The following is a 9,856-nucleotide window of genomic DNA, read 5'->3' on the forward strand; positions in this document are numbered from 1 at the left end:
CTGGACGGTCGTAACGCTTCGTTGGGGGACGGGGTGCGGCGGGCGTTGGGGCGTGAGCCGCGGGACTTCGCCGACTTCGCCCGCGAGGCCGCCGCTTCGGGCGTGTGGAACGTGTGATCCGGCTCGCCGGTGGCGGCCCGAACAGGCCGCCACCGGGCGGGCGTCGGTCGTGTATCCGGACATAACAGTGGAGGTTTGGCCATGTCGGACGGCAAGCAGGTCTGGTCGAGTGAGCAGGGCGTGGGCTCGCTGCCCGGGCACATCCGGGGCTTCGGGCTGATGCACGTGGCGATGCGCCGGGACGCCGCGCGGCTGAGCGCGGCCGCCGCCCGGGGTTCGTCCGCGGGCGGCTGGGGCCCCGCGGCGGCCCTGGCGGACTGGTTCGGCCGGCTGCGGGCCGTCATCGACTGGCACCACCACAGCGAGGACGAGATCCTCTGGCCCTTCCTGCGCGAGCGGCTGGCCGGCTTCGACGGCGGCGGCATCCTGGAGCAGGACCACGAAGCGCTCGACCGGACGATGCGCCGGGTCGCGGACGTGCTCTCCGCCCGCCGGATCGCCGAACTGCCCGAGGCCGCGGCGGGGTTCGAGAACCTGATCCGCGAGCACCTGGGGCACGAGGAGCCGGTGGTGTTCCCGGCGATCGCGGGCCTGCCGGTGGACGAGTACCTGCGGGTGGAGCGGCGGATCATCCAGAGCGCGCCGGGGCAGGTCATGACGTACCTGCAGCCGTGGATGTTCGACGGCGCGGACGCGGCGTCCGTGCGGGCCGTGTCGGCCACCATCCCGGGCCCGGTGCGGCTGATCGGCCGTACGGTGCTGGAGCGCCGGTACCGGCGCACCCTGAACCCGGTTCTGTGACCGCGGGCCCCTTTCCAACTCCCCTGGACTCCTCCCGGCACTCCTCCCGGCACTCCTCCCGGCACCCGGCACTCTCCGGTGCCGCAAGTGTCGTCGCGCGTAGCGGGGTTCCGGTTGTCGCGGTTCCGTTGCGGGTGGCACCGCACGGTGGGTGGTGTCGTTCGTTCCGCTGTTCGCCGGCGCCGCGTCCTGCGGGGCCGGGAGAGTGAAAAGGGGTCCTGTGATGCGTTCGGATCAGAGGTCGGCACCGGTGTCGTACGCGGTCCCGTCGGCCATCGGCGGTGTGCGGCCGGGGAGTTCACCGTACGGCGGAACCGCCGGGCAGGGCCGCGCCGCCGGGCCCGTCCTGGCGGGCGCCACCATCGCGATGGGCCTGATGGCGGGCCTGTTCTTCGCCTTCGACGTGTCGGTGATGCCCGGCCTCGCGGCCGGGGACGACCGGACGTACGTGACGGCGATGCAGCACATCAACTCGTCGATCGAGAACGGGATGTTCGGCCTGGTCTTCGTCGGAGCCTTCGCCGCCACCGGCGTGGCGGCCTGGCTCCAGCACAAGGCCGGCCGGCGCCAGGCGGCGCTGTGGGCGGCCGGGGCGACGGTGCTGTACGTGGTGGCGCTGATGGTCACGATGGGCGTCAACATCCCGCTCAACAACGAGCTGGCGGCGGCCGGCGACCCGTCCCAGATCCACGACTTCGCCGGCGTGCGCGCCAAGTTCGAGGGCACCTGGGTGGCCGCCAACATGCTCCGCACACTGCTCTGCACGGCGGGCCTGGCGGCCCTGAGCCGCTCGTTGGTCCTGCATGGCCGGTTCAGCCGCCTGGGCCGCTGAGCGGCCCGGCCGCGCGCCGCAGGGCTGCGCGGCCGCGGGGATGCCCGTCCGCCTCGTGCGGGCGGGCGTTCGTGCGTTTCGGGTGCGGCGGGCCTGCTGCCCCCGGGCTCGATGGCGGGGCGCCCGAGTGCGCCGGGGCGTGCGCCGGTGCGCCGGGCCAGTGCTGTCGGTCAAGTCACCTGGGACGTCCTGGACTTGGCGATCCGGGGGCTATGGGTGGAGCATGGGCGGGCCCGGTCGTTGCGGTGCGCTTGCGCCGTTGCCGGGCCGTACGGTGGTCGGCGTGTCCGGTGAGCTGGAGAGGGGGCGGGGTCTGTGGTGGCGGTGATACGTCCGTACCTGATCCGGGGGAGAGCGGTTCCCCTGGCCAGATATCTGGCGGAGGAGGACATCGAGGGTCTGGTGGCGTGTTCGTGCATCGGGAACGAGGTCACGATCGACCTCGTGGACACCCGGATCCTGGTGACCCTGGCCGACGTGGCGGGGGCGGTGCGGCTGAACTTCGACATGGTCCAGGACGGTCCGGCCAAGGCGCGTTCCTGGTCCCGGCGCCTGCCGGGCGACGCGGGGCCGGGCGAACTCGCGGCGCGGATAGCCGTGGACGTGCGGACGCTGGCCCGGGAACTGGCCCCGCTGCGGCGCAACCCCCCTCGCAGGCCGGGAGAGGGCGGGCGGTAGGGACGGCCGGGCCCGGGGGGGGGGGGGGGGGGGGGGGGGGGGGGGGGGGGGGGGGGGGGGGGGGGGGGGGGGGGGGGGCGGGGGGAGGGGGGGGGGGGGGGGCCGCCGCCCCCCCCCCCCCCCCCCCCCCCCCCCCCCCCCCCCCCCCCCCCGGGGCCGTCGCCGTGGTGGACGCGCGTCAGAGCGTCACCAGCCAGGACAGGCTCCCGGTCAGGTGCTCGCGCAGCGCCGGGTCGGCCACCGCCGGGGTGGGGTCGGTGGCGACGGCCGTGAGCAGGTGCGGCCGGGAGCGGGGTCCGCCCGGGTGGAGGGCGGCGAGGTCGGGCGCGGTACGCCCGCGCTGTCCGGGCAGCTCGCGTCCGTCCAGGAACCAGCGCAGCCGGGTGCCCGGGACGGGCAGGTCGACGGTGAGGCGGCTGGCGGAGGTGAGCCGGGTGGCGGTGGAGACGGGACTCGTCAGCGGGGTCGCGTGACGGTAGAAGCCGGCGATCATCGCCTCCCGTCCGGGCAGGTTGAACTCCCGCCCGAGCGAGCGCATGATCGAGTTCTCGGTCGGCCGGTACAGCCCTGTCGGGTAGTAGCCGCCGCCCTCGTACGCGCCGACCGTCCCGCCGTCGGGTGACGTCCGGCCGAGCCAGCGGGACCACTTGGTGCCCTGGGCGCGCATCCGGTCGGCGGTCAGCGTACTGATGTTGGCCTCGGCCGGCTCCGCGCCCTGGTAGGTGCCCTGGCCGTCGTACGCGTACTCGTCGGCGAGCTTGCCCAGCGAGTGCCCGGTCTCGTGCACCGCGATCTGCCCGGACTTCGCGTTGCCGCCCGCCACGGTGGCGATGCCCTCGTAACCGAGCGGGGACTTCACGTCGTTGTAGCCCGCGCCGCCGTACTTGGTGCTGTTGGCCACCACGATCACCAGGTCCGCCTGCGGGGCCTTGGCCGCGTAGCGCTCGACCGCCTTCTCGTCCACGCAGAGCAGCCGCTCCACCCCGTCGCACCAGAAGTACGAGCCCAGCGCGGTGTGCCGGACGGTCGTCTGGTCCGGATCCCCGGAGACGCCCGACTCGGGCGAAACGGCCGACACCGCCCAGACGTTGAACAGGTTGCGGTAGGTGGCGTACGGCTCGACGGCGGTGATCTCGCGCCACTTCTCGGCCGCGTCGCTGCGGAACTTCTCCTGTTCCTGCGTCGCGTAGCCGTCGCCGATGACCACCACGTCGAGCTTGGCGGCCGGATCGCCGTTGCGCACCAGCGCGGTGACGTCGCCGTCGTCCTGGAGCGGGGCCACGCCCTGGGCGCGGGAGCCGGCCGTGTACGGGGAGCCGCCGGGGACGAGGGCCCGGGAGATGCCGCCGTCCTCGCCGAACACCTCGACCGGGTGCCGGCCGTCCGCCGGAGCGGCTATGGGGACGGCGCCCGTCGTGGGTCCGGGCGGGGCTCCGGGTGCGGCGAGCGCGGGGGCGCCGCCGAGGAGGGCCGCGGCCAGGGCGGCGGTGAGGAGGGTTGCGGCGGTTCTGGTCCTGCGGCTCCTGGTACTGCTGGGCATGGGTGGCCTCCCCGGTGGTGGCGTGAGCGGGAGGTGGCAGCCTATTTCCCATGTTGAGAACCTGACAACCTGTGAGGGGCATTCCGGATCCGCTCCGGGCCGCTACTCCGCGGACATCCCGCTGATGACGGAGACCGCGAGCAGCCAGGCCAGGACGGCCAGGGTCACGGTCACGGGCAGCGGCCAGTCCATCAGGAGGAGCATGGCGGCACCCACCAGCGTGGTGACCGCCACGGGTACGGACATCCCGGCCGAGATCCACCAGGAGCGCACGTTCGGCCCGAGCAGGCCGCCCGTGATCAGGGCCGTGCCCGCGCCGATCAGCAGCGCCAGCTTCAGGATGGCCAGCCACAGGGTGTGCGGATTGCGCGCCCGGTGCCCCTGGTAGTCGACCTCGACCACCTGGCCCCTCCAGACCGTCAGGTTCACGACCGTGTCGATCCGCACGTCGTCGTAGAACGCCTCCCCGACGTCGTAGGTGCCGGTCGGAGCCTTCTCGCGGGCCACGGTCAGGGTGTACGAGGTCGAGTCGCCGTCCCGCTCCACCGCCCTCTTCGTCACCCGCCCGCTCTCCCGCAGCGTGCAGTCCACCCCGGGCCCGATCGCCGGAGCGCCGCAGACCGGGGCGCCGCGGTACGCCCACCCCTCGTGGTACGCGCCGACGAACCGCGCGAACCCGAGGCCGACCGCGGACAGTCCGAGCAGCAGGAGCAGGGCCTGCGCCACGACCCGCGGCGTCAGCGCGGTGGCCCGCCCGCGCGGCCGGGCGTCCTGCGGGCCCGGCGGCTTGCCGAACAGCGTCATCGGACTCCCCCTCGTCTGGACGTCGGTCGCCATGCGGGCCGACGCCCCGGCACGCCGTGGGCCGCTCCGGGGGCGGCACGGACTTGGATGATGCCAGGGACGCGTGCGGGGCGGGAGGAACCCGGCACCGCTGTAACGGACTTGTGCCATGCCCGGGGTGCGGGAGGTGCGCCGGTGACCGCGTGTTTTCGGTCGTTCCGGGCGCGGGCGGACCACCTCGGCCCCTCCGCCCGGGCGGGTCCCCCGATCCCGACCCGGACCCCGACCCTGGCCCCGACCTCGCCCGGGCCGGTTCCCGGTCACGCGTCCCAGGTGACCGGGAGGCTCTTCACCCCGTAGATGTCCGCGGCCTCCGGCCGCAGGCCGACCTCCTCCGCCGGTACGGCCAGGCGCAGCGTGGGGAAGCGCTTGACGAGCGCGGTGATCGCGACGCTCAGCTCGACGCGGGCCAGCTGCTGCCCCAGGCACTGGTGGACGCCGTGGCCGAAGGCCAGATGCCCGGCGTACTGCCGCCGGAAGTCGAGCACGTGGGGATCGGCGAAGCGCTCTGGGTCACGGTTGGCGGTGTTGTACGACAGGATGACCGTCGTGCCGGCCTTGATGGTCTGGCCTCCCAACTCGACGTCCTCCAGCGCCGTCCTCATGAACGACTTGGCGACGCTCAGGTACCGCAGCAGTTCCTCGACGGCCCGGCCGGTGAGCGTGGGATCGGCGCGCAGATCGGCCAGCTGCGCCGGGTTCTGCAGCAGCGCGAAGGTGCCCAGCGCCAGCATGTTCGCGGTGGTGTCGAGCCCGGCCGCCAGCAGGATCAGGCTGACGCCTCTCAGCTCCTCATCGGTGAGGTCGCCGTCCATGAGATCGCTGAGCACGTCGTCGGTGGGGTTCGCGCGCTTGGCGGCCACCAGCTCCGCGAGGTACTGCTGGGTCGCCGTGTAGGCCGCGATCAGCTCCTCGTCGCTCGTCTCCCCGTTCACGAACGAGTCGATCTGCTCCTGGAAGGAGCCGCGGTCCTCGTACGGCACCCCCAGCAGCTCGCAGATCACGATGGCGGGGATGGGCTTGGCGAACGCGGTCACCAGGTCCGCCGACGGCCCGGCCGCCTCCATGGCGTCCAGGCACTCGGCGGTGATCTGCTCGACGCGCTCGGCGAGCAGCCGCATCCGCCGCACGGTGAACTTGCCCACCAGCGGCTTCCGGTAGCGCCCGTGCTGCGGGTCGTCCATGAGGAGGAACTCGCCGGGCGGAGCCGGAGGAATCTCGAAGTCGCCCACGTTGATGAGCTCCTTGCGCGAGCTGAACCGAGGGTCGGCCAGGACCGACCTGACCAGCTCGTACCCGGTGATCAGCCAGCCGGCCGCCCCGCCGGGGTGGGTGTAGCGGCTGATGGGGCCGTGCCGTCGGGCGTCGGTCAGCTCGGCCGGCGGGTCGAAGGGGCAGCCGGGCGGGCGCGCCGTCGGCAACGTGGTGACGGTGTGGACGGATTCACCCATGACCGTTCCTCATCTCGCGGAAATGCGTCTTCGGGACTCTTCGAAAGCTACGTTGCATTCAGCATGGTCGCAATCGGTCGAAGAAGTTATCCCAGGTGAACAGCGGTAAATTGATGCAATGACGCTGAAGTCGAATGCAATGCTGCATTGCAATGAATGAATGCGAAGGCAATACTGGCGGCATGCCAGGAGGACGACTGACCCAGCAGGACCGCCAGCGCATCGCGGCCGGACTCGCCGACGGGCTCTCCTACGCCGAGATCGCCAGGCGGCTCGACCGGCCGACGTCGACGATCAGCCGGGAGATCGGGCGCAACGGCGGCCCCGGCGGCTACCGGCCCGAACAGGCGCACCGGGCGACGGTCCAGCGCGCGCGGCGCGGCACCCCGGCGCCGCCGCCTGCGGACGGGCCCTCGGACAGCCCGACGGGAGAGGAGATCATCGAGATGGCGGTCAGAACGGGGCTGCCGAGGATGACGGCGCGCGTGCACATCGACCTGCTGCTGTCCGAGGACGGCAGGCGCACGGCGGCCGAGCTGACCCGCAGGCTGAACGTCAGTGCGGCCTCCGTCTCAGTGGCCGTGAACTACCTGGTCCAGCACGGGTACGTCCGGCGCGAACGCGATCCGCAGCGGCGTCGCGACATCTACGTGGTCGACGACGAGGCCTGGTACCACTCGATCATGATCGGCTCGCGGGAGACGCTCGGGACGGCGCGGATCGCGATGACGGCCGCGGCGGAGTTCGGGCCCGACAGCCCCGTGGGGCAGCGGCTGGCCAGGGGCGGGACGTTCCTGGAACGCGTCATCCGGGACATGATGGAGTCCGCCGACCGCTGGCGTCACCTCCTGACGTGACCTCGTGGCGTTGCGTCAACTCGCTGTCCCCGCAGGCCAGGTGCCCGTCCGGCCCGGCCTGGTCCGGCGAGGGGGAGTGCCGGCCCGGCCGACTCGGCGCCGGGGTAGATTCCCGGGCATGACGACCACCGACCCGCTGAGCCCGGTCTCCCGTACCGCCCTGTCCGTCGCGCTGGTGCGCGCCTACGAGAGCTCCCGCCCCGAACCGCTCTTCACCGACCCCTACGCCGCCGCCTTCGTCACCGCCTCCGGCATGCCGATGCCCACCTCGGGACCGGCGAGCGGCCTCGCCAAAGGCCTGGTGGTCCACGGCATCCTGCGCACCCGCTTCTACGACGACCGCCTGCTCGCCGCCGGCGCGGACCAGGTCGTCCTGCTCGCGGCAGGCCTGGACGCCCGCGCCTACCGGCTCGACTGGCCGGCCGGCACCCGCCTCTTCGAACTCGACCTCGCGCCCGTCCTGACCTTCAAGCAGCAGGTCCTGGACGAACTCGGCGCCGACCCGGCCGGCGAACGCACCACGCTGCCCGGCGACCTGCTGGACCCGGACTGGCCGCGCCGCCTCGTCGAAGCCGGCCTCGACCCGGAGCGGCCCACCGTCTGGCTGGCCGAAGGACTGCTGGTCTACCTCACCGCCGACCAGGCGGCCGGCCTGCTCACCGCCGTCGGCACCCTCTCCGCCCCGGGCAGCCGACTGCTGCTCGAAAAGGGCCGGGACGTGACCAGTACCCCGCAGGACCCGGCCCTCGCCCACATCACCGACCTGTGGCAGGGCGGCCTCGGCCCCCACACCCACGAGTGGCTCGACGCCCACGGCTGGAACACCCGGCTCACCCTGCTCGACGAGGTCGCCGCCGCGTACGGCCGCCCCTTCCCGCCCGGCTCGGGCCCGAGCACCACCGGCTTCATCGAAGCGGTGCGCACCGGCGACAACGGCCTGGACAGCCCTGCGCGTTGAGGACGAAGGCCCAGGTGGGGCAGACGGGGCAGACGGCGGCGTCGGCGATGAGCGTGAGCGTGTGGGCCAGTGCCATGGGCCGGGCTCCTTGCCGGTCGGGTGGTCCCTCTGACCGATCCGTCGACTGTCCCCTCGGTGCTGCGGTGCTGCGGTGCTGCGGTGCTGCGCGCTCAGCCGGTCGTGGTCCCGTGCGGGATGGTGAGGGCGGTGAGGAGGACGGCATCGGTGCTGGTCCAGCGGCCGTGGCAACGGCCGGGCAGGTGGGGGTGGTGGGCGGTGAAGGTGCGGTCGGGGTGGAGGCGCACGGAGATGCCGGCCAGCCCGGTCCAGCGTCGGGTGAGCGGGTAGCAGGCCTTGTAGGTGGCCTCCTTGGCGCTGAAGAGCAGCCGGTCCCAAGGGACTTGGCCGTGAGGTAGCCGGCCGATCCGGTGACGCTCGTCCTCGGAAGCGGTGAGGGCGAGGACCCCGTCGGGGAGCGGCAGAGCAGGCTCGGCGTCGATGCCGAGCGAGATGACATCGGCCGCGTGCGCCGCAGCGCAAGCGGTGTAACCGTCGCAGTGGGTGATGCTCCCGACGGTCCCCGACGGCCACTCGGGGGCCCCGCCCGGCCCCGGGAGCAGCGGGACCGGAGGGTGGCCGAGCTGGGCGAGAGCACGACGGGCGAGCGTGCGGGCGGCGGTGAACTGCCGCTGCCTGCGGGGCGATCGGCCACCGATGTGGGCGCGCTCCGCAGGAAGGAGCGCGCCCTGGGGCGGCGGCCCGAAGGCCTCGGTGCAGTGGACAGTTGGCGGCAGGAGCCTGCCCAGCTCGGTGGTGAGGGAGGTGGTGGTCACCGCTGCGAAGTGAGTGTGAGCTGGTGGATCTGGCGGGCGATTTGGTGAGGGGCTTCGAGCGGGAGGATGTGGCCGGCGTCGGAGAGGGTGTCGACGGTGGTGTTGGGGAGGTGGGTTTGGAGGGTGCGGATGTGGGTCTGGCCGACAGAGGTGTCGTGGGTGCCACGAAGGATCGTGGTGGGGGTGGTGATGTTCCGGAGGTGGGGGGTGTGGTCCATGGTGCTGGTGGAGGCGAAGGTGGTGAGACGGATGTGGGGGTTGGTGTTGGCGAAGAGACGGCGGTTGGTCTCCTGGGTGTGAGCGGGGGTGTTGGGGTGGAGGGTCTTCTTGAGGAGCTGGCGGCCGAGCCGGGGGCTCTTGAGGGCGCGCTGGAAGGCCTTCGTCTTCATGATGCGGAGTTCGCCCGGAGGGGTCTGCTGGTCGTCGGCGGCGCTGGCGGCGAGGAGGAGGCCGACGAGGCGCTGGGGCGCGGTGCGGGGGGCGTCGGCGTAGAGCTGGGTGGCGTAGGCGAGCGCGGCGTAACCGCCGCCTGAGTGGCCGGCGATGACGACGGGACGGTGAGGGGCGAGGGCGTCGGCGACGGTGGCGAGGTCGTGCCCGAGTTGCTGGATGGTGAGGGCCTTGTCGCCAAGGGTGCTGGTGCCGTGGCCGCGCTGGTCGTAGGCGACGACGGTGTGGCCCTGGGCGGCCAGCAGCCGGGCCGTGGCGTGCCAGACGGTGTGGGTGGCGCCCCAGCCGTGGGCGAGGACGATCAGGGGCGTGCTGGTGGGGGTGGTGTCGTGGGGGTCGATGTGGGCGGGGTGGTGGATGGCGACGGTGAGGCGGGCGCCGTCGGGGGTGGTGGTGGTGAGGTCGGTGATGGTGATGTCAGTGGTGGTGGTCACGAGGTGCTCCTGCCTGCGTCTGTGGTGTTTGTGTTGTGTGTGAGTTGGTGGTTGAGGTTGGTGAGGGCGTTGTGGGTGGCTTTGGTGTGTTGGTTGGGGATGGTGTGTTTGGGGAGGAG

At 72.9% G+C, this 9,856-nt stretch carries 10 protein-coding genes and 1 pseudogene; 6 read left to right on the forward strand and 5 right to left on the reverse strand.

What is annotated here, in order from left to right:
- From AC07AL_RS38135 to AC07AL_RS38150, 4 genes and pseudogenes are all read left to right on the forward strand, one after another.
- Positions 1-117: pseudogene (locus AC07AL_RS38135) on the forward strand (NmrA family transcriptional regulator); the annotation flags it as partial.
- Positions 118-201: 84 nt separating this feature from the next.
- Positions 202-861, forward strand: coding sequence for a hemerythrin domain-containing protein (locus AC07AL_RS38140; RefSeq protein WP_400807885.1), 660 nt, complete (start codon positions 202-204; stop codon positions 859-861).
- Between the two features lie 223 nt (positions 862-1,084).
- Positions 1,085-1,693 carry an anthrone oxygenase family protein gene (locus AC07AL_RS38145; protein ID WP_363589724.1) on the forward strand — a complete coding sequence of 203 codons (609 nt, stop codon included), beginning with the start codon at positions 1,085-1,087 and terminating at the stop codon, positions 1,691-1,693.
- A gap of 444 nt (positions 1,694-2,137) precedes the next feature.
- A complete protein-coding gene (locus AC07AL_RS38150; RefSeq protein WP_380425384.1) occupies positions 2,138-2,371 on the forward strand; it encodes a hypothetical protein in 234 nt (77 codons plus the stop codon).
- A gap of 178 nt (positions 2,372-2,549) precedes the next feature.
- Here the strand turns inward: AC07AL_RS38150 and AC07AL_RS38155 are convergent, their stop codons facing one another.
- The 3 genes from AC07AL_RS38155 to AC07AL_RS38165 all read right to left on the reverse strand — a co-directional run bounded on the left by AC07AL_RS38155 (position 2,550) and on the right by AC07AL_RS38165 (position 6,205).
- Positions 2,550-3,911: a M64 family metallopeptidase gene (locus AC07AL_RS38155; RefSeq protein WP_363589596.1), complete on the reverse strand. Its 1,362-nt coding sequence runs from the start codon at positions 3,909-3,911 to the stop codon at positions 2,550-2,552.
- Positions 3,912-4,013: 102 nt separating this feature from the next.
- Positions 4,014-4,715 (reverse strand): hypothetical protein, encoded by a 702-nt coding sequence (locus tag AC07AL_RS38160; protein WP_478319540.1) that lies wholly within the window; start codon positions 4,713-4,715, stop codon positions 4,014-4,016.
- Between the two features lie 299 nt (positions 4,716-5,014).
- Positions 5,015-6,205 carry a cytochrome P450 gene (locus AC07AL_RS38165; RefSeq protein ID WP_363626321.1) on the reverse strand — a complete coding sequence of 397 codons (1,191 nt, stop codon included), beginning with the start codon at positions 6,203-6,205 and terminating at the stop codon, positions 5,015-5,017.
- A 182-nt stretch (positions 6,206-6,387) separates the two neighbouring features.
- Between AC07AL_RS38165 and AC07AL_RS38170 the strand changes: the two genes are divergently transcribed.
- Together AC07AL_RS38170 and AC07AL_RS38175 are read left to right on the forward strand one after the other, a co-directional pair.
- A complete protein-coding gene (locus tag AC07AL_RS38170; RefSeq protein WP_478319541.1) occupies positions 6,388-7,062 on the forward strand; it encodes a helix-turn-helix domain-containing protein in 675 nt (224 codons plus the stop codon).
- Between the two features lie 118 nt (positions 7,063-7,180).
- Positions 7,181-8,020: an SAM-dependent methyltransferase gene (locus tag AC07AL_RS38175; protein ID WP_400989885.1), complete on the forward strand. Its 840-nt coding sequence runs from the start codon at positions 7,181-7,183 to the stop codon at positions 8,018-8,020.
- 170 nt (positions 8,021-8,190) lie between these two features.
- Here the strand turns inward: AC07AL_RS38175 and AC07AL_RS38180 are convergent, their stop codons facing one another.
- Both AC07AL_RS38180 and AC07AL_RS38185 read right to left on the reverse strand, forming a co-directional pair.
- Entirely contained in the window at positions 8,191-8,853 is a 663-nt protein-coding gene (locus AC07AL_RS38180; RefSeq protein WP_363589604.1) for a 4'-phosphopantetheinyl transferase family protein, read from the reverse strand.
- Positions 8,850-9,737 (reverse strand): alpha/beta fold hydrolase, encoded by an 888-nt coding sequence (locus AC07AL_RS38185; protein WP_478319542.1) that lies wholly within the window; start codon positions 9,735-9,737, stop codon positions 8,850-8,852. Before AC07AL_RS38185 ends, AC07AL_RS38180 begins: the two co-directional genes overlap by 4 nt.
- Positions 9,738-9,856 lie beyond the last annotated feature (119 nt).

The organism is Kitasatospora sp. NPDC043949 (assembly GCF_056435365.1).

Bases quoted from the DNA above. Each gene is read 5' to 3' on its own strand.
- AC07AL_RS38170 (WP_478319541.1), top strand. From the start codon at position 6,388: ATGCCAGGAGGACGACTGACCCAGCAGGACCGCCAGCGCATCGCGGCC.
- AC07AL_RS38160 (WP_478319540.1), bottom strand. From the start codon at position 4,715: ATGACGCTGTTCGGCAAGCCGCCGGGCCCGCAGGACGCCCGGCCGCGC.
- AC07AL_RS38175 (WP_400989885.1), top strand. From the start codon at position 7,181: ATGACGACCACCGACCCGCTGAGCCCGGTCTCCCGTACCGCCCTGTCC.
- AC07AL_RS38140 (WP_400807885.1), top strand. From the start codon at position 202: ATGTCGGACGGCAAGCAGGTCTGGTCGAGTGAGCAGGGCGTGGGCTCG.
- AC07AL_RS38145 (WP_363589724.1), top strand. From the start codon at position 1,085: ATGCGTTCGGATCAGAGGTCGGCACCGGTGTCGTACGCGGTCCCGTCG.
- AC07AL_RS38155 (WP_363589596.1), bottom strand. From the start codon at position 3,911: ATGCCCAGCAGTACCAGGAGCCGCAGGACCAGAACCGCCGCAACCCTC.
- AC07AL_RS38165 (WP_363626321.1), bottom strand. From the start codon at position 6,205: ATGGGTGAATCCGTCCACACCGTCACCACGTTGCCGACGGCGCGCCCG.